19 protein-coding genes are annotated in these 18,607 nt (G+C 69.1%); 15 read left to right on the forward strand and 4 right to left on the reverse strand.

What is annotated here, in order from left to right; genetic code table 11:
• Nucleotides 1–105 precede the first annotated feature (105 nt).
• The 10 genes from H5407_RS14340 (at nucleotide 106) to tolA (ending at nucleotide 9,196) form a co-directional block, all read left to right on the forward strand.
• Nucleotides 106–1,305: a hypothetical protein gene (locus tag H5407_RS14340; RefSeq protein ID WP_183105139.1), complete on the forward strand. Its 1,200-nt coding sequence runs from the start codon at nucleotides 106–108 to the stop codon at nucleotides 1,303–1,305.
• Nucleotides 1,306–1,895: 590 nt separating this feature from the next.
• On the forward strand, nucleotides 1,896–3,104 hold the full coding sequence (gene ribD, locus H5407_RS14345) for a bifunctional diaminohydroxyphosphoribosylaminopyrimidine deaminase/5-amino-6-(5-phosphoribosylamino)uracil reductase RibD (protein WP_310737651.1): 1,209 nt from the start codon (nucleotides 1,896–1,898) through the stop codon (nucleotides 3,102–3,104).
• Nucleotides 3,105–3,239: 135 nt separating this feature from the next.
• On the forward strand, nucleotides 3,240–4,361 hold the full coding sequence (ribBA, locus tag H5407_RS14350) for a bifunctional 3,4-dihydroxy-2-butanone-4-phosphate synthase/GTP cyclohydrolase II (RefSeq protein ID WP_183105140.1): 1,122 nt from the start codon (nucleotides 3,240–3,242) through the stop codon (nucleotides 4,359–4,361).
• Nucleotides 4,362–4,368: 7 nt separating this feature from the next.
• Nucleotides 4,369–4,833 (forward strand): 6,7-dimethyl-8-ribityllumazine synthase, encoded by a 465-nt coding sequence (ribH, locus tag H5407_RS14355; protein ID WP_183105141.1) that lies wholly within the window; start codon nucleotides 4,369–4,371, stop codon nucleotides 4,831–4,833.
• A gap of 2 nt (nucleotides 4,834–4,835) precedes the next feature.
• Complete coding sequence (gene nusB / locus H5407_RS14360; protein WP_183105142.1) at nucleotides 4,836–5,369, forward strand: transcription antitermination factor NusB; 534 nt, start codon at nucleotides 4,836–4,838, stop codon at nucleotides 5,367–5,369.
• A gap of 34 nt (nucleotides 5,370–5,403) precedes the next feature.
• A complete protein-coding gene (locus H5407_RS14365) occupies nucleotides 5,404–6,600 on the forward strand; it encodes a pyridoxal phosphate-dependent aminotransferase (protein ID WP_183105143.1) in 1,197 nt (398 codons plus the stop codon).
• Nucleotides 6,597–7,034 carry a tol-pal system-associated acyl-CoA thioesterase gene (ybgC, locus tag H5407_RS14370; protein WP_183105144.1) on the forward strand — a complete coding sequence of 146 codons (438 nt, stop codon included), beginning with the start codon at nucleotides 6,597–6,599 and terminating at the stop codon, nucleotides 7,032–7,034. The genes H5407_RS14365 and ybgC overlap by 4 nt, the downstream gene beginning before the upstream one ends.
• A 64-nt stretch (nucleotides 7,035–7,098) precedes the next feature.
• Nucleotides 7,099–7,794 (forward strand): protein TolQ, encoded by a 696-nt coding sequence (tolQ, locus tag H5407_RS14375; RefSeq protein WP_183105145.1) that lies wholly within the window; start codon nucleotides 7,099–7,101, stop codon nucleotides 7,792–7,794.
• A 6-nt stretch (nucleotides 7,795–7,800) separates the two neighbouring features.
• Nucleotides 7,801–8,244 carry a protein TolR gene (gene tolR, locus H5407_RS14380; protein ID WP_183105146.1) on the forward strand — a complete coding sequence of 148 codons (444 nt, stop codon included), beginning with the start codon at nucleotides 7,801–7,803 and terminating at the stop codon, nucleotides 8,242–8,244.
• Between the two features lie 73 nt (nucleotides 8,245–8,317).
• Nucleotides 8,318–9,196, forward strand: a complete 879-nt coding sequence (gene tolA / locus H5407_RS14385) for a cell envelope integrity protein TolA (protein ID WP_183105147.1) — start codon at nucleotides 8,318–8,320, stop codon at nucleotides 9,194–9,196.
• 49 nt (nucleotides 9,197–9,245) lie between these two features.
• Here tolA and H5407_RS14390 read toward each other — a convergent pair whose 3' ends face one another.
• From H5407_RS14390 to H5407_RS14405, 4 genes are read right to left on the reverse strand one after another with little or no spacing between them, the layout of a single operon-like run.
• Nucleotides 9,246–9,734, reverse strand: coding sequence for a DoxX family protein (locus H5407_RS14390; RefSeq protein ID WP_183105148.1), 489 nt, complete (start codon nucleotides 9,732–9,734; stop codon nucleotides 9,246–9,248).
• Nucleotides 9,694–10,521 (reverse strand): putative DNA-binding domain-containing protein, encoded by an 828-nt coding sequence (locus tag H5407_RS14395; RefSeq protein ID WP_183105149.1) that lies wholly within the window; start codon nucleotides 10,519–10,521, stop codon nucleotides 9,694–9,696. The genes H5407_RS14390 and H5407_RS14395 overlap by 41 nt, the downstream gene beginning before the upstream one ends.
• Complete coding sequence (locus tag H5407_RS14400; protein ID WP_183105150.1) at nucleotides 10,511–11,425, reverse strand: DUF692 domain-containing protein; 915 nt, start codon at nucleotides 11,423–11,425, stop codon at nucleotides 10,511–10,513. The genes H5407_RS14395 and H5407_RS14400 overlap by 11 nt, the downstream gene beginning before the upstream one ends.
• Nucleotides 11,426–11,428: 3 nt before the next feature.
• The gene (locus H5407_RS14405; protein WP_183105151.1) at nucleotides 11,429–11,707 is read right to left on the reverse strand and encodes a DUF2282 domain-containing protein; all 279 of its coding nucleotides are present in this window, start codon (nucleotides 11,705–11,707) and stop codon (nucleotides 11,429–11,431) included.
• Between the two features lie 182 nt (nucleotides 11,708–11,889).
• Between H5407_RS14405 and H5407_RS14410 the strand changes: the two genes are divergently transcribed.
• The 5 genes from H5407_RS14410 (at nucleotide 11,890) to H5407_RS14430 (ending at nucleotide 18,576) form a co-directional block, all read left to right on the forward strand.
• Entirely contained in the window at nucleotides 11,890–12,459 is a 570-nt protein-coding gene (locus tag H5407_RS14410) for a sigma-70 family RNA polymerase sigma factor (RefSeq protein WP_183105152.1), read from the forward strand.
• Entirely contained in the window at nucleotides 12,456–12,695 is a 240-nt protein-coding gene (locus H5407_RS14415; RefSeq protein WP_183105153.1) for a zf-HC2 domain-containing protein, read from the forward strand. Before H5407_RS14410 ends, H5407_RS14415 begins: the two co-directional genes overlap by 4 nt.
• Nucleotides 12,696–13,055: 360 nt before the next feature.
• Nucleotides 13,056–15,575 carry a GspE/PulE family protein gene (locus H5407_RS14420; RefSeq protein ID WP_183105154.1) on the forward strand — a complete coding sequence of 840 codons (2,520 nt, stop codon included), beginning with the start codon at nucleotides 13,056–13,058 and terminating at the stop codon, nucleotides 15,573–15,575.
• A gap of 5 nt (nucleotides 15,576–15,580) precedes the next feature.
• A complete protein-coding gene (locus tag H5407_RS14425; RefSeq protein ID WP_183105203.1) occupies nucleotides 15,581–17,344 on the forward strand; it encodes a GspE/PulE family protein in 1,764 nt (587 codons plus the stop codon).
• Complete coding sequence (locus H5407_RS14430; protein WP_183105155.1) at nucleotides 17,341–18,576, forward strand: type II secretion system F family protein; 1,236 nt, start codon at nucleotides 17,341–17,343, stop codon at nucleotides 18,574–18,576. The genes H5407_RS14425 and H5407_RS14430 overlap by 4 nt, the downstream gene beginning before the upstream one ends.
• The last annotated feature ends 31 nt before the right edge of the window (nucleotides 18,577–18,607 follow it).

An 18,607-nucleotide genomic window follows, 5' to 3' on the forward strand; every position in this document is an offset into this window, starting at 1 on the left:
TCGTGGGCTTGTTCGTGGCACCGTCGGTGGACCCGACCACGGCGCCGCATAGAGCGCCCAGCGCAGCGCGCACCCGGGGGCCGGCCCTGGCAGCGAGGGGCGTACATGGCTGGTTGGAGCCTGGTGGAGGCCATGCTGGCAAGCCTGCTCCTGTGTGTCGGCATGGTGCTCCTGCTCAAGGGGCAGACCAACGCCCGGGCCTACAGCGACTTCGCCCGGGAGCGCGCCGCGGCGGCGGTGTTGGCAGAAGCCCAGATCGAGCGCCTGCGAAGCGGCGTGGCCGAAGGCGGCATGGTTGATGCTGAGGCCGCGTCCGACCGCTCTCCGACGTTCAGCGTCCGGCCTCCGGAAGGCCCGGAGGATGCTGACGGCGACGCTGACGAGACTGCCTGGCACAGAGACCTCGACAGCAGCCGCTACGCCTTTCGCCAACGGGTGCTCGCCGGAGCGATGCGCCCCTTGCAGGATGTCAACCTCCAGTTGCGCTGGCAGGACCGGTTCGGCGTGTGGCAGAGCCTTCGTTGGCCGGCCAGGTTGGCACCTGCCCAGCCAGCCACCGCGCTGCTGGCTTTCAGTCCCCAAGCCAGCGGGGATGTAGCCCTGACCCGCGCGCGCCATGCGGCCATTCCAGAGGCAGCCCGCACGCTGGGCCCCGGATGGCTGGCTTTTCAGCCGGCGGGCGACAGCGCAGAGGCCTGGCTGGTGGATGCCCGCAGCGGCTGGGTCTTGGGCCGGTGCGAGCTCGGTGGGCGCGGCATCGACGAGCTTCGGACGGCCGATGTGGCCGACTGCCGATCGCGCATGGTCGGTGGCGGCGCGCTGCTGCTCAGTGGCGAAATCCACTTTGACCTGGAGGACAGCCCCTCAGCCGACAAGCCCCGATCCAGCGCACTGCCCCTGAGCCTGGTGCTGAGTCTCAGCGACGCCGTGGCCTCGCCCGCGCCGCCGCTTTGCCGCAGCAATGCGGTTCGGGCGGTGGCAGACAGAAGGAAGGTGGTCAGCTACCACTGCCTTGTCTATCCCCGAGGCACAGATCAACGATGGAGCGGGCGCAGCGAACTGAGCGGCGCTGCCGCCGACCTGAAGCGCTTCCGTGTCTGCCGCTACAGCGCTGACCATGACCACGACGGGCACATCGCCAACCCCGAGCACCCTGCGGACTACACCGACGTCGATGGCCCGCTCACCCAGCAGAACTTCCTCGTGATTCGCGCCGGTCTACTCTGCCCCGGCGGCCTGCCGCCCGACCCGGCAGCAGGCCGGCTGCTGGACCTGGGCACGCTGCCACATCAACCGCCGGAGTAGTTCAGCCCTCGACCGCAGGGCGTCACCAAGCACCACACCAGGCCACACCATGCAACGCTTGCCACGCCACACGGCAGCGCAAAGAACCACACAGCGCAGCAATGCAACACCATGAACCACGACGAACGATGCCATCCTTGCCGCCACAACCCTGCCGCGCAATGCAAACCATCGCCAGCCCCTGCCTCGCCTCACCCCGGCACCCCGGCACCCCGGCACCCCGGCACCCCGGCGCCCCGGCACCCGGCACCCGGCACCCGGCACCCGGCACCCGGCACCCGGCACCAGGCACCAGGCACCAGGCACCAGGCACAGCACAGCACAGGTCGAACTGGCCCGGCTTGACGGTGCTCTGCCGCTCGTCGAATCATGCACAGGCTCCGTCATGCTGTACTTGGCTGCCCGGGCCATGCCCAACTGCGCCGACACTCCCGTTTCCGAGCGCCATGAACGGCGCTACCCTGTTTGCGGGCTGGACCCTGCTTGGAAGGCCGGGGCCATTCCCTGCGGAGCACGCTATTCTTCGCCCCGTTCCATCGGGCGAACGCTGGCCGCAACGCCAGGGCCCGCCACCACACCGACACGCCATCGTGAACACTGCCAGCCCTGACGACCGCCCGCTATCGCCCCAGGAAGCCATGGAGCTGGCCCTGACGCTGTCGCGACGCGCCATCGGCCTCAGCGAACCCAATCCCCGCGTCGGTTGTGTGATCACGGACCCGGCGGGGCGCCTGCTGGGCGCCGGCCACACGCAGCAGGCGGGTGGCCCCCACGCCGAAGTGATGGCCTTGCGCGACGCCCGGGCCCGGGGGCATGGAGAGGCTGCGTTGGCTGGCGCCCATGTCTACGTGACGCTGGAGCCTTGTGCCCACCACGGTCGTACGCCGCCGTGCTGCGAGGCCCTGGCGGCAGCGCGCGTGGGCCGGGTGCACCTCGCTTTACTGGACCCCAACCCACTCGTGGCCGGCAAGGGTCGGGCGCACCTGGAAGCGGCAGGCATCACTTGCGAGCAGGGTCTCGGCGCCGTCGAGGCGCGTGAGATCAACATCGGCTTTCTGAGCCGCATGGTGCGAAGCCGGCCCTATGTGCGGATGAAGATCGCCGCCAGCCTGGACGGCCGCACCGCCCTGCCAGATGGCCGCAGCCAATGGATCACCGGCCCTGGTGCCCGCCAGGACGGCCAATGGTGGCGACAGCGGGCCAGCGCCATCCTCACCGGCCTGGGCACGGTCCGGGACGACGACCCCCGGCTGGACCTGCGCCTGCCCGGCACGGAGGCGCCGCCACTTCAACCTCTGCGCGTGATCGTAGACTCCCGGCTGCAGACGCCCGCCAACGCCCGCATCCTCCAGCCCCCCGGCAGGGTGCTGCTGGTGCATGCGGGCCACCCCTCCACCACGCCATGGCCGGAGGGCGTCGAGACCCTGGCGTTGCCCGCAGGGCTGAAGGCCGGCCTGCCCGCGGGGCAGTCGCTCAACGCGCCTACCGTGGCGCAGGTCGAGCTGTCCAACGGGCCGCAGGTCGATCTGCCGGCCCTGCTGGCTGAGCTGGGCCGGCGCGGGGTCAACGAGCTCCATGTGGAAGCAGGAGCCACGCTCAACGGCGCTCTGCTGCGGGCCGGCCTGGTGGACGAGCTGCTGCTCTACCTGGCCCCCACGCTTCTGGGCGAGGGCCGGGGAATGGCCGCCCTGGGCCTGCTTCCAGAGCTGGCCGCCGCGCCCCGCTTCGACTGGCTGGAGACCCGTCCGGTGGACGGTGACCTCCGTCTGCGATTGCGTCGGCCCGGCCTGGGCTTCTGAGTCCCGTGCCGGGCACCACCGCCCTCTTTCCCGCTTGGCCGGCGCCCTGAGCCCACTGCCGGGTCTCAAGGAACTGTGCATCTCCATCCCCGGGAAACACCGGATGGTCGCCTCGCCCCTCTACAATCCGCCCCTATGCCTATCTCTCCTGTCCCCGAGCTGGTCGCCGAGCTGGCCGCCGGCCGCATGGTCATCCTGGTTGACGAAGAAGACCGCGAGAACGAGGGTGACCTCGTCCTGGCCGCGGACCACGTCACGCCCGAAGCCATCAACTTCATGGCCAAGTTCGGCCGCGGCCTGATCTGCCTCACGCTCACGCGCGAGCGCTGTGAGCGCCTGCAACTGCCGCCCATGGCCACGCGCAACGGCACCCAGCATGGCACGGCCTTCACGGTGTCCATCGAGGCGGCCACCGGCGTCACCACCGGCATCTCCGCCGCAGATCGCGCCCGCACCGTGCAGGCCGCCGTGGCCCGCAATGCCGAGGCACGCGACCTGGTCCAGCCCGGCCACATCTTCCCCCTGCAGGCCCAGGACGGCGGCGTGCTGATGCGCGCCGGCCATACCGAAGCTGGCTGCGACCTCTCCCGCATGGCCGGCCTGACGCCCGCCGCCGTGATCTGCGAGATCATGAAGGACGACGGCACCATGGCCCGCCTGCCGGACCTGGAGGTCTTCGCCCAGGAGCACGGCATCAAGATCGGCACCATTGCCGACCTGATCGAATACCGCAGCCGCAACGAATCCCTGGTCCAACTGGTCAGTCGCCGCGCGCTGCAGACGCACCAGGGCAGCTTCGATTGCGCCGTCTTCAAGGACCGCACCGGCGCAGTGCACCTGGCCCTCAGCCATGGCCAGTGGCAGCCGTCTGACGAGGTGCTGGTGCGCGTGCACGAGCCCTTCTCTGCCCTGGACCTGCTGGACGCCGGCCAGTGCGGCCACTCATGGCCGCTGCCCCAGGCCCTGGCGGCGCTGAAGCAGTCGCCCGCCGGCGTGGCCGTGCTGCTGAACTGCGGCGAGTCGGCCGAGGCTCTGCTGGGCCGTTTCGAGTCGGGTGACGCAACGGCGCCGCGCGCCATGGCCATGGACCTGCGCACCTACGGCGTCGGTGCCCAGATCCTTCGAGAACTGGGCGTGCACAGGATGAAGCTGCTGGGCAGCCCACGCCGCATGCCCAGCATGACGGGCTACGGCCTGGAGGTCACCGGTTTCCAGAGCGCTCAACCCAGTGCTCTGTCGAGCACCCACAAGGAGTAAGAAGCCCATGCAAGGAGCAGACAAGGGACAACAGGCCGCCCTGACCGGCCAGGACCTGCGCATTGGCATCGTGCAGGCGCGCTTCAACGAGACGCTCACCAACACCCTGGCGCAGAGCTGCCTGGAAGCGCTGGACGCCATGGGCGTGCCCAGCCACCAGATCCGCCATGTGACGGTGCCCGGCGCCCTGGAAGTGCCGGTCGCCCTGCAGACCATGGCGGACAGCGAACGCTTCGACGCCCTCATCGCTCTGGGCTGCATCATCCGCGGCGAAACCTACCACTTCGAGTTGGTGGCCAACGAAAGCGGCGCGGGCGTGACCCGTGTCTCGCTGGACGCCAATCTGCCCGTTGCCAACGCCATCCTCACCGTCGAGAACGAGCCCCAGGCCTGGGCCCGCGCCGCCGAAAAGGGCGCCGACGCCGCACGCGTGGCCGTCGAGATGGCCCATCTTCTGAAAGCCCTGCAGTGAGCATGAACGACAAGACCCCCACCCCCGCTGCAGCCAAGCCCACCGCCAAGTCCGGTTCCGGCGCCGCCGGCAAGCCAGGGCTCAAGCGTGCCGGCGCCAAGTCCGCCCGCCGCCGCTCGCGCGAATTCGCACTGCAGGCGCTGTACCAATGGCTGGTCACGGGTGATGAGCCTGGCGCCATCGAGGCCCACATGCGCGAGCAGCAGGGCTTCGACAAGTGCGACAAAGCCCACTTCGACGCCCTGTTCAACGGCAGCGTGCACGAGGCCGCCGACCTGGACGGCGTGCTGGGCCGCCATGTAGACCGCAAGACCACCGAGCTCTCGCCCATCGAGCACGGCATCCTGATGATCGGCGCCTACGAGCTCAAGCACTGCATCGACATCCCTTACAAGGTCGCGATCAACGAGGCCGTGGAGCTGGCCAAATCCTTCGGCGGCACCGATGGCCACAAGTACGTCAACGGCGTGCTGGACCGCGCGGCCGAGGACCTGCGCCCCGTGGAAGTGCAGGCCCAGCGCAAGCCGGCCCGCTGAACGGATCCCTGCAAGCCCACCCTCGCAGTCCCGGATGAAGCTGGCCCAGCGACTGGATCGCATCGATCCCTTCTACGTCATGGAATGCGCCAAGGCGGCCGATGAACTGGCCCGCACGGCGCTGTGCGACCCTGCCCAGGGCGGTCGCCGCATGATCTATCTGAATATCGGCGAGCCCGACTTCGGCGCCAGTCCGGGCGTGGCCGAGGCGGCCGCGCGCTGCATTGCCGAAGGCCGCACGCAGTACACCGCGGCGGCCGGCCTGCCGGCCCTGCGCGAGGCCATCAGCCGCTGGTACGGCCGGCATTTTGGGCTGAACGTGCCGGCCTCGCGCATCGTGGTGACGGCAGGTGCCTCGGCCGCCCTGCAGCTGGTGAGCCTGGCCTTGTTCGAGCGCGGGGACCAGGTCCTGATGCCCGACCCGAGCTACCCCTGCAACCGCCATTTCGTGGCCGCTGCGGACGCTGAAGCCGTGCTGCTGCCCGCCGGTGCCGGGCAACGCTTCCAGCCGAGCTGTCCCCAGGTCGAGGCGGCCTGGACCGAGCGTACCCGCGCCGTGCTGCTGGCCTCGCCCAGCAATCCCACCGGCACGTCCATCGAGCCCGCCGAGTTGGCCCGCATCGTCGCCGCCGTGCGCCAGCGCGGCGGCCTGACCCTCATCGACGAGATCTATCTGGGCCTGTCTTACGAGGAAGCCTTCGGCCACAGCGCCCTGGCCCTGGGCGAGGACATCGTCTCGATCAACAGCTTCTCCAAGTACTTCGGCATGACAGGCTGGCGCCTGGGCTGGCTGGTGCTGCCGCCGGCCCTGGTAAGCCCCGTCGAGAAGCTGGCGCAGAACCTCTTCATCTGCCCCTCCAGCATTGCCCAGCATGCGGCGCTGGCTTGCTTCGAGGAGGCCTCGCTGGCCGAGTACGAACGCCGCCGTGCCGTGCTCAAGGACCGCCGCGACCGCATCGTTCCCGCGCTGCAGGCCCTGGGCCTGGAGGTGCCGGTGATGCCGGACGGCGCCTTCTACGTCTGGATGGACGTCTCCGCCTTCACCGACAACGCCTGGGACTTCAGTTTCGAGCTGATGCACCGCGCCCAGATCGCCCTGACGCCCGGCCGCGACTTCGGCCCTGCCCTGGCCTCGCGCTTCCTGCGCCTGTCCTTCGCCAGCAGCGACCAGGACCTGGACGAGGCCGTCCGGCGCCTGGCCGCGCTGCTGCCCAGTCTGCGCCGCGCATGAGCCAGAGCCGTGCCCACGAGGCGGACTACCGCCATGGCCTGCGCGTCTATTGGGAAGACACCGACGCCGGCGGCGTGGTCTTCTACGCCAACTATCTGAAGTTCTTCGAGCGCGCTCGCACCGAGTGGCTGCGCGAGCTGGGCTTCAGCCAGGAGCTGATGCGCCAGTCGCAGGGCCGCATGTTCGTGGTCAGCCGCACGGCGGTGAGCTACCTGGCACCGGCCCGGCTGGATGACTGGGTCAGCGTCACCGTCGAGCTGCGCGAGCAGGGTCGGGCGAGCATGACCTTGTTCCAGCAGGCCTGGCGTGACGGACAGTTACTCGCCGAAGGCGAAATCCGCATAGGCTGTGTGGATGTGGCCAGCTTCCGGCCGGCTCGCATGCCTGAGGACCTGCTGGCCCGCCTGTCCACCCTGATCCTTCCCTCGTCCTGAAGCCACGGCTCCCTGCCACGCCCAGCCCCCTTCCTGCTTCTTCCCCGCTGACAAGCGAACCGAGATGAACCAAGACCTCTCCATCTTCACCCTCATCGCCAATGCCAGCTTCGTGGTCAAGCTGGTGATCGGTGCCCTGCTGACGGTCTCTCTAGCCAGTTGGAGCGTGATCTTCTCGAAGTTCATCGCCTTGGGCCGGGTGAAGTCCAGCAACGAGTCCTTCGAGCAGGAGTTCTGGTCGGGCAAAAACCTCAACGAGCTCTACAACGCCGTCTCCGGCAAGAGCGACGGCGCCCCGCTGGAGCGCATCTTCGCCTCCGGCATGCGCGAGTTCCTGAAGCTGCGCGAGCGCCGGGTGGCCGAGCCCACGGCCCTGCTGGACGGCGCCCGCCGTGCCATGCGGGCCAGCTTCCAACGTGAGCTGGACGCCATGGAATCGCACCTGTCCTTTCTGGCCTCGGTCGGTTCGGTCTCTCCCTATGTGGGCCTGTTCGGCACCATCTGGGGCATCATGCATGCCTTCGTGGGCCTGTCCAATCTGCAGCAGGTGACCCTGGCCACGGTGGCCCCCGGCATTGCAGAAGCCCTGGTGGCCACGGCCATCGGCCTGTTCGCGGCCATCCCCGCAGTGCTGGCCTACAACCGTTTTGCGCGCCAGATCGACCGCAGCGCCATCACGCTGGAGACCTTCATCGAGGAGTTCTCCAACATCCTGCAGCGCAATGCTGGCACGCCTGCCGCAGCGCCCACCGCCCGCTGATCCGCCATGGCTGCCCTTGCTTCCCGCGGCCGTGGACGCCGCCGCACCATCAACGAGATCAACATGGTGCCCTTCATCGACGTGATGCTGGTGCTGCTGATCATCTTCATGGTCAGCGCGCCGCTGATCACCACGGGCCTGGTGGACCTCCCCAGCGTGGGCAAGAGCCGCCAGCAGCCCGAGCACGTCATCCATGTGGTCGTGGGGCCTGACGAGAAGCTCAAGTTCAAGCTCGACAAGTCCGAGCCCGAGCCCACCACGCTCAAGGACCTGCCACGCCAGGTCAAGCAGGCCCAGGGCGGGGATGCCAGCACGCCGGTGGTCATCTCGGCCGACAAGAACGTCAAGTACGAGGCAGTGGTCAAGGTCATGGACAGCCTGCAGAGCGCCGGCATCCAGCGCGTGGGCCTGGCCGTGAAGAGCGGCGCTGCCGCCGAGGCCAGCCGCTGATCGCCATGAGCATGTGCACGCCGGCCGCCTGCAGGGCCATGTCTATAAAGCATCCCGCCGGGAGGCCCCGCCCATGAGCGCCCTGCCCGCCGACCCCCTGCGCCCGCCGCAGGCCCCGGCCATGGGCCGCGGTTTCGGCCTGGCCGTGCTGGCGCACGCCCTGCTGGTGCTGGGCCTGAGCCTGGGCGTGCAGTGGCACACCCAGACCGAGCCCGCCTTCGAGGCCGAGCTGTGGTCCCTGGTGCCCCAGGCAGCCGCGCCGCGCCTGCAGGAGCCCGAACCCCAGCCCGAACCCGAGCAGCCCAGAGCCAAGAACCCGCCCCCCGTGCCTGAAGCCCAACCCGATCAGCGCGAGGCCGAGATCGCCATCGCCAAGGAAAAGAAGCGCAAGGACGATGAGCGCCGCCAGGCCGAGCTCGAACTCCAGCGCAAGAAGGAGCTTGAAAAGCAGAAGGAACTCGAAAAGGAGAGGGAGCGCGACAAGCTCAAGGAGCAGGAGCGCCTGAAGAAGGAAGAGCTGGCCAAGCAGGAGAAGCTCGAGAAACAGAAGCAGGAGAAGGCCGCCAAGGACGCACAGGCCAAGCTCGACGCCCTGCGCAAGCAGAACCTGGAGCGCATGATGGGCCTGGCCGGTGCCACCGGTTCGCCGGGCAGCACGGGCAGCGCCAAGCAGAGCGCTGGACCCTCGGCCACCTACGCCGGGCGCATCAAGGCGGCGATCCGACCCAACATCATCTACACGGCCAGCAGCGGCGCCAATCCGCAGGCGGAGGTCGAGGTGCGCTGCGCGCCGGACGGCAAGATCATCAGCAGCCGCCTGAGCAAGTCCAGCGGCGACCCCGACTGGGACCGCGCCGTGCAGCGCGCCATCGAGCGCACCGACCGCCTGCCCCGGGACACCGACGGCAGCGTGCCGCCGGTGCTGGTGATCAGCTTCAAGCCGAACGACTGAGCTGCGTCGGGGTCAGGTCTTGCCTGAGTCCTTGGACCGTCGCCCCGGCTCAGGTCTTGAACCGCGACTGCAGCACCTGGTCCGCCGAGAACCGTCCCGCGCCCCACAGCAGCAGGCCCAGCAGCAGACTGCCCCACCACTGATGGCCGGCCAGGGCCGCGGGCGCGATCTCGGCCAGGCTCAGCACGGCCATCACGTTCAGCACCGACAGCCCGGCCGCCGCGAAGCGCGTGGCCAGGCCCACAAGCAGCAGTACCGGCAGCAGCACCTCGCCCGCCGTACCGGCATAGGCCGCCAGCACGGGCGGCAGCAGGGGCACCTTGTATTCGTCCTGGAACAGGGCCAGGGTGGTGTCCCAGTCGCGCAGCTTGGTCAGGCCGGACAGGAAGAACACCCGCGCCACATAGACCCGCGCCAGCAGCAGGGCCAGGGACTGGCCCCAGCGGAACAAGGGCGCCGGCCAGGGCTGCTCGACATCGGGGCCGACGTGGCAGGCGCTAGCGCCCAGGCGGCGCAGGAATTGCTTCAGGGTGTTCATCGTTGTTGTCCTCTTTGCCGTCCTCGGCCTCGACGGGTAGGACGGCCATCAGCCATTGCTCTCGCAGCGCCTGTTGGAGAAAGGAAGTGAAGTCCAGCCCTTCGTTTTCGTCGGCCTGTGAGGCCATCAGGGCGGTCTCCAGGCTGTCACCGGCCAGCACGCTGCGCATGAAGGCGGCCTCGGCCGCCTGCAATTGAGTCGCCCGGCCGCGCCAATCCTTACGCCATACCAGCACCGCCGGCATGCCCGCGGCCACAGGGTGCAGCCAGGCGCGGTGCGAGGCCAGCAGGGACAGGGCTTCGTCCGACACCGACAGCAGGAGCAGCCCGGGGCGCAGGACCAGACGCAGCTGTCGGGGATCGCCATGCAGCAGGGCCAGGGAAGCGGCATCCAGGGCCGCGTCCGGCGCGCGCTCGGCCTGGTGCAGGGACCACTCCAGCGCGGCCATGTCGGCCAGCGCGTCGTCTGCGCTTTGCCTTAGAAAGCCGGGCAGCGCGGCACCCCACTCGCCCAGGTCCCCGCAGGCCGGTGGACAGACCTTCCAGAAGGACCAGGCCAGGCTGCCGAACTGCGACCCCAGCAGGCCAGCCAGCTGAGGAAAGGCGCCGGCCAGCGCCCGCTCGGACAGGGCGATGGCATTGCCGCGATAGGCCTGCAGGCCCTGCCGAAGGGCAGCTTGCGCGTCCGTGGGCAGCACGCCGCGCAGGCCCAGGGCCGCGAGCGAGCCGCCGTCGCCCTGCAGGAGGGCCGTCAGCAGCGCGGCCTGGCGTTCAATTTCAGTGGACATGGCTCGATTGCGGCGCGGAGTTCGCACGGCGAAGGACTTCGGCGGCGATCCCATCGGCACGGCGCGCCTCGGCCAGCAGCAGATCCAGGGCGGGCAGGCGGGTGTCCCATTCGACCAGTGTGGGGATGGCCTGACCGAAATGCCACAGGGTCTGGCGATAGAGCCGCCACACCGGGTCGGCGACCTGGTCGCCGTGGTCGTCCACGATCAGCCCCTGCTGCCGGCTGTGCCCGGCCAGATGGATCTCGCCCGGCACGACATGCAGGGCTTGCACCCAGTCCAGGCAGTCCTGCTGCGCCGCTTCCTTGGCGCCGCCATGCCTGTTGAGGGCGTTGACCATGAGGTTGTTGAGGTCCAGCAGCAGGCCGCAGCCGCTGCGGCGGCACAGGGCGTCCAGGAACTCGACCTCGGCCATGGGACCTTCATCGGCCTCGGGCGTCCATTCGAGGTAGGCGCTGAGGTTCTCGACGAGCAAGGGCTGCCGCAGCCGCTCCTGCACCTGCTGTACATGGCTGACCATGCGGTCCAGCGATCGGCGGCTGAAAGGCACGGGCAGCAGGTCGGCCCCATGCAAGACCTGACCCTCCAGCGGCACGCGGGCGAAGCTGGCATGGTCGGAGATGCGCAGAGGCTGCACCCGCTCGGCCAGGCGCGCCAGACGGTCCAGGTGCCAGGCATCGAGCCCGCAGGCCGAGCCCAGGGAGAGGCCCACGCCGTGCAGGCTCACGGGGTAGTGCTCCCGCGCCAGCATCAGGGTCTGCAGGGCTGCGCCGCCGGGCTGGAAATAGTTCTCCGAGTGCACCTCGATGAAGGGCAGCGGCGGTCGCCGCTCCAGCAACTCGGCCTCATGCCCGTGGCGCCAGCCGATGCCACACAGCGCCGGATCTGCGCCCAGGGTCTGCACGGCTTACTTCTTCATCTTGGCGCGGGCTTCCTCGCTGCTCAGGCCGCCCTGGCTCTTGCAGCTGCCCTTGGCCACATAACGCCACTCCTCCGGGGCATTGTTGGTGGTGGCCTGGCCGGCGCAGCTGTGGCTGCCGTTGAGGTTGGCACAGTCGTTCTGGCCGGCCTTGGCGATGCCGTAGCACTTCTCCTTGGCGCCCTTGTCCTCGGCCTGGGCCTGCTGGACGAGACCCAAGGCGAGGGCGGCGGCGAGGGCGGTGCTGAGAGTCTTGTGATGCGACATGATGCTTCCTTGTTGGCTTGTCGGTTGACGGGATGTCGTGGGACGGACCGCGGGCCACAGCGAGGCTCACCGCGTGGCGGCCATCATCGGCCCACGCGGGGTGTGTCGCAAGAGGGCTGACAGTCCTTACACTGCGCGGCACACATTTCTTGCCCACCCCTGCCCTCGCCCCTCATCCCACCATGAGCATCGCCCCCGCCGAGCTGGAGAGCCTGCGCCCGCAGCTGCTCAAGTACGCCCGCCTGCAACTGCGCAACGAAGCCTGGGCTGAAGACGCCGTGTCCGAGACCCTGCTGGCAGCGCTTGAGCGGCCCGAGGGCTTTGGCGGCCGCTCCCAGCTCAAGACCTGGCTGGTGGGCGTGCTCAAGCACAAGCTGGTGGACCAGATCCGGCGCAACTGCCGCGAGCTTTCGAGCAGCCGCGAGGACGAGGAAGACCTCGACGAGCAGCTCTTCGACAGCACCGGCCATTGGCGCGAGACCCCGGGCGACTGGGGCAGCGACCCAGAGGCCGCCCTGCGCCAGATGGACTTCATGCGCGTGCTGGAGGCCTGCGTGGACAAGCTCCCCGGCCAGCAAGGCCGGCTCTTCATGATGCGCGAATGGCTGGAACTGGACACCGAGGAGATCTGTAAGGTCCTGGCCATCAGCCCGACCAATCTCTGGGTGATGCTTCACCGAGCGCGGCTGCGGCTGCGTGAATGTCTGGAACTCAACTGGTTTGCCGGCGCCGGCCCGGGAGCCGCCGCATGAAACTGCTCAGAACGCTGTTCATTCCCATCCTGCGCCTGGTGCTGCCCAATTGCCGCCAGGTCACCGAGATGCTGCTGCTCGCCCAGGATCGGCCGCCCCGCCTGCGCGAGCGCTTGCTGGTGGCCGTGCACATGCCCCTGTGCGCGGCCTGCCCGCGCTTTCGCCAGCAGGTCCGGCTGATGAAGAAGGCCAGTCAGCGCTGGCGGAGCTACAGCGAGGACGAAGGCCTTGACTGAGGCCCGCCTTGTCCTTCCAGCGAGGACGAAGGCCTTGACCGAGGCCCGCCTTGTCCTTCCAGCGAGGACGAAGGCCTTGACCGAGGCCCGCCTTGTCCTTCCAGCGAGGACGAAGGCCTTGACCGAGGCCCGCCTTGTCCTTCCAGCGAGGACGAAGGCCCCAGCGGCTGCAGCCTGACAAGGGGGGCCAGTTCTTGCCCCCGACCGGCCACGCACGGCGGCAGCAATGCAACAGCCAACCCTGGCGCGGTCTGTTTCGGCTATCCGCCCCCGGCCCTTGCGATTAGCATGCGGCCTAGGTGGGTCCGTCCGGCCATGCCGCCTGTGTGCGCCGCGGCCTCTGCCCCTGGAGTCCCTGAGATGAACGACCTGTCCGCGACGATTGACTGGCCCGAACCCGGGTCCGGATCGGACGCGGGGCTTGATCCCGTGTTTGCCTGGCCCACGCCGCCCTACGCCGCCTACGCACCGATCGCCCCGAGCGAGGCCCCCCAGCCCTGCGAGATCCTGGGCCTCAACAACAGCCGCACCCAGGGCCAACTGCTGCAGATGCAGGCCCGTGAGCGGGTGGCCCAGCTGCTGGTGCCGCCAGCGCGCAGCCCGGTGGGGCTCAAGTTCAGCCAGTTCCGAGCCCTGAAGCTGCTGCAGACCATTCCTGCGGCGCCCAAGCAGCTGGACCAGCCGCCCGCGGCCCTGGACCTGGACCAGCGCCCCCGCGTGGAATTCAAGGTGCACTTCACCGGCGGCGGCGAGCTCAAGGGCATGACCATCGGCCACCACGAGAACACCATGGGGCTGTTCCTCTTCGTGCCGGTCAGCGAGTTCGACGACGGCGTCCGCTGCGTCTTCATCCCCCGCGAATGCATCGCCAGCCACGACATCGGCGAGCGCCTGGGCGATGTGCTGGTGAAGGACCAGCTCGCCAGCGTGGAGGACATCGAGGCCGTGGCCCAGGAGCAGCAGAAGCTGCGCAGCCAGCGCGTGGGCGACATCCTCCTGGCCCGCCAGATCGTCACGCCCGAGCAACTGCTGCAGGCCATCGAGCAGCAGGCCAAGATGCCCATGGTGCGCATCGGCGAGGCCCTGCTGGCCATGGAGCTGATCAGCTACGACCAGCTGGAAGACGCCCTGGCCCAGCAGCGCAGCGACCGCTCCGTGCCGCTGGGTGAACTGCTGGTGCGCAAGGGCATCGTGACCCGCCAGCAGCTGCAGTCCGCCCTGGCGCGCAAGATGGGCTATCCGCTGGTGGATCTGGAACGCTTCCCGGTCGAGCCTGATGCGGTGCGCAAGCTGCCCTTCTCGGTGGCCCGGCGCCTGGAGGTCCTGCCCCTGGTCCTGCGCGACGGGCGTCTGATCGTCGCCATGGAGGACCCGACCCGGCGCGACGCCCTGGACGAGATCGAGTTCGTCACCCAGCTGAAGGTGGCGCCCGCCCTGACCAAGGTCGGCAGCCTGCAGTTCGCCCTGCCCAGCACCTATGACCGCTTCGGCAGCGAGAGCATCTCGCAGCGCGAGATCCCACTGCCGGGCCTGCAGCCCGACTTCGAGTTCGACAACACCGACAAGCTGATCGAGAGCCTGGAGCGCGAGGTTCAGGAGCGCGGCAGCCGGGACGACGAGCCCCAGATCGAGCAGTCTGACAACTCCCTGGTGCGCCTGATCAACACCATGATCATCGAGGCCAGCCAGCAGGGCGTCTCCGACATCCACATCGAGACCCACCCCGGCCGCGAGAAGCTCAAGATCCGCTTCCGCCGGGACGGTCACCTCCAGCCCTACCTGGAGCTGCCGCACACCTACCGCAACGCCATGATCGCCCGCATCAAGATCATGTGCGACCTGGACATCTCCGAGCGCCGCAAGCCCCAGGACGGCAAAATCAACTTCGCCCGCTTCTCGCCGCAGCACCGACTGGAGCTGCGCGTGGCCACCATCCCGACCAACAACGGCCTGGAGGACGTGGTGATGCGCCTGCTGTCCTCGGCCCGGCCCATCCCCATGGAAAGGCTGGGGCTCTCGCCCGACAACATGGCCCGGCTGACGGCGGCCATCGAGCGCCCCTACGGCATGGTGCTGTGCGTGGGCCCCACGGGCTCAGGCAAGACCACCACCCTGCACTCGGTGCTCTCGCGCATCAACACGCCCGAGCGCAAGATCTGGACGGCCGAGGACCCGGTGGAAATCACCCAGGCCGGGCTGCGCCAGGTCCAGGTGAACCCCAAGATCGACTGGACCTTCGCCAAGGCCCTGCGCGCCTTCCTGCGGGCCGACCCGGACGTGATCATGGTGGGCGAGATCCGCGACGAGGAGACAGCCCGGATCGCCATCGAGGCCTCGCTGACAGGCCACCTGGTGCTGTCCACCCTGCACACCAACAGCGCGCCCGAGACCATCACCCGGCTGCTGGACATGGGCATGGATCCCTTCAACTTCGCCGACTCCCTGCTGGCGGTGCTGGCCCAGCGCCTGGTGCGGCGGCTGTGCCCGCACTGCCTCAAGGGCTCGCCCCTGCCGGCGGCCGACCTGGAGGAGCTGCAGGAGGACTATCTGCACGCCTTCGCACCAGACATTCGCCCCGGCCGTGACGATCTGCTCGCCCAGTGGCGCCAGCTTCATGGCAGCGGGGGCCAGCTGATGCACTATCACAGCGCTGGCTGCCCCCAGTGTGAGAACACCGGGTTCCGAGGCCGGGCCGGGCTGCACGAGCTGCTGAGCGTCTCGCGCGAAATCCGCCGCCTGGTCCAGACCGGCAGCCGCGCCGAGGAGATCCAGACCCAGGCCATGAAGGAAGGTATGCGCACCCTGCGCCAGGACGGCATCGTCAAGGTGCTGCAGGGCGTCACCAGCCTGGCCGAGGTCCGCGCCACCAGCAATGCATGAACCCGATGGACAGTCCCCGCACCACACCTGCCTCCGCCAACGCCTCCGACACTGAACGCAACAGCGGCCGCCCGCAGAAACTGCGGTTGGGGGATGTGCTGGTCCAGCAGGAGCTGATCACCGAGGAGCAGCTGAAGCAGGCGCTGGAGATGCAGCGCAGCAGCGGCAAGAAGCTGGGCCGCCTGCTGATCGACGCCGGCCTGATCACCGAGGAAGCCCTGGCCCACGTGCTGGCCCGCCAGCTGCGCATCCCCTTCGTCAACCTCAAGACTTTTCCTCTCAAGACCGAGCTGGTGCGCCTGCTGCCCGAGACGCCGGCCCGCCGCTTCCGGGCCCTGGTGCTGGAGGAGCGCAACGACACCCTGCTGGTGGCACTGGCCGACCCACTGGACCTCTTCGCCTACGACGAGCTCTCGCGCCTGCTGAAGCGCCGCATCGCGATGGCCGTGGTGGCCGAGAGCCAGCTGCCCGCAGCCTTTGACCGCCACTACCGTCGCAGCGAGGAGATCTCCGGCCTGGCCAAGGCCCTGGAGAAGGACATCGGCGATGCCGTCGATTTCGGCGCCCTGCAGGCCAGCGTCGGCCAGGAGGGCGCGCCGGTGGTGCGCCTGCTGCAATCGGTGTTTGAGGACGCCAGCCAGGCCGGCGCCTCCGACGTCCACATCGAGCCCCAGGAGACCGAGCTGCTGATCCGCACCCGCGTCGATGGCCAGTTGCAGATCCAGACCCAGGCCGACAAGCGCATCGCCCCCGCCCTGGCCCAGCGCCTGAAGCTGATGGCCTCGCTGGACATCTCCGAGAAGCGCCTGCCGCAGGACGGCCGCTTCACCCTGCGCCTGCGGGAGCGGACCGTGGACGTGCGCCTCTCCACCCTGCCCGGCCAGTACGGCGAGTCCGTGGTGATGCGCCTGCTGGGGCAAGGCAATGCCGTGCGCCGCCTGCATCAGCTGGACATGCCCGAGGACATGCTGGCCCGCTTCCGCGAGATCCTCTCGCAGCAGGCGGGCATGGTGCTGGTCACCGGGCCCACCGGCTCCGGCAAGACGACCACGCTCTACGCCGCCCTGGCCGAGCTGGACGCCGAGAAGAGCAAGATCATCACCGTGGAAGACCCGGTCGAGTACCGCCTGCCCGGGCTGACCCAGGTCCAGGTGAACGACAAGATCGAGCTGGACTTCGCCCGCGTGCTGCGCGCCTGCCTGCGCCAGGACCCGGACGTGATCCTGGTCGGCGAGATGCGGGACGCCCAGACGGTGGAGATCGGCCTGCGCGCCGCGATCACCGGCCACATGGTGCTGTCCACCCTGCACACGCGAGACAGCCTCAGCACCCCCTTCCGCCTGCTGGACATGGGCGCGCCGCCCTTCATGGTGGCCAGTTCCCTGCAGGCGGTGTTTGCCCAGCGCCTGCTGCGCGCCGTCTGCACGCAGTGCGCCGAGCCGCATGCGCCCAATGCACAGGAACGCGCGTGGCTTGAGGCCGTGGCGGGCGACGAGGCCGGCGCGGTGCGCAGCCTGCGGGGCCATGGCTGCTCCCACTGCAATGGCACGGGCTACCAGGGCCGCAAGGGCATCTACGAGATGCTGGAGATGAACGCCGAAATGGCACTGGCCGTGCAGCGCGGTGACGCCGGCGCCTTCATGGGCGCCGCACGCGAAGCCCTGCGCGGCAAGACCCTGGCGGACCGCAGCCTGGCCCTGGTCAAGGCGGGCAGGACCACCTTGGCCGAGGCTATGCGCATCGGCTTCGACCAGGGCGACTCAGCATGAGGAGCTTTGCCTGGCAGGGGCGCAACAACCGCGGCGAGCTCGTCCAAGGGCACACCGACGCCGACAGCAGCGACGCCGTGGCCGCCCAGCTGATGGCCGGCGGTGTGATTCCCGTCCGCATCGAGGCCAGCGCGCAGAAGAGCCTGTCCGACAACAGCCCATCCTGGTGGGAGCAGCTGCGCCGCGCGCCGGTCAGCATGGACGATTGCCTCATCCTCACTCGCCAGCTCTACACGCTGCAGAAGGCCGGCGTGCCCATCCTTCGCTCCCTGGCCGGCCTGCAGGCCTCGACCGCCCAGGCCAGCCTGATCCATCTGCTGCAGGACCTTCGAGCCAGCCTGGACCAGGGTCGCGAGCTGTCCGCGGCCATGGCGCGACATCCCGGCATCTTCAACTCCTTCTACATCGCCATGATGCAGATCGGCGAGATGACCGGCCGCATGCCCGATGTGCTGCTGCGCCTGGCCCAGCACCTGGAGTACGAGCTGGACACGCGGGCCCGCATCAAGCAGGCGCTGCGCTACCCGATGATGGTGCTGGCGGCCATCGCCATCGCCATCGTGGTGCTCAACATCTTCGTGCTGCCCACTTTCGCCACGGTCTTCGCCGGCTTCAAGGCCGAGCTGCCCCTGATGACCCGCGTGCTGCTGGGATTCTCGGCCTGGATGCTGCGCTGGTGGCCCCTGCTGCTGGCGGGCGCCGTGGGCCTGATGCTGCTGGTCCGGGCCTGGCTGGCCACCGAGGAAGGCCGCTACCGCTGGGACCGCCTCAAGCTGCGCCTGCCCATTGCCGGCCCCATCGTACTCAAGGCCACGCTGGCCCGCTTCGCCCGCAGCTTCGCGCTGGCCACCAAGAGCGGCGTGCCGATCAGCCAGGCCATGAACGTGGTGGCGCAGACGGTGGACAACGCCTTCATCGCCAGCCGCGTGGCGCAGATGCGTGACGGCGTGGAGCGGGGCGAGAGCATCTCGCGCTGCGCCACGGCCGCCGGCGTCTTCACCCCCATCGTGCTGCAGATGATCGCCGTGGGCGAGGAGACCGGCGAGCTGGACCAACTGCTGCTGGAGATCGCCGAGATGTACGAGCGCGAGACCGACTACGCCATCAAGGGCCTTTCGTCCGCCATCGAGCCGCTGCTGCTGCTGGTCATCGGCGTGATGGTCTTCGTGCTGGCGCTGGGCGTGTTCATGCCCTTGTGGAGCCTGGGCCAGGCGGCCATGGGGCGGAGCTGAGGCCCGCGCCCCAGCATCCATCCCGGCCTCC

The organism is Mitsuaria sp. WAJ17, from assembly GCF_014174515.1.
GTDB lineage: Bacteria > Pseudomonadota > Gammaproteobacteria > Burkholderiales > Burkholderiaceae_C > Roseateles_B.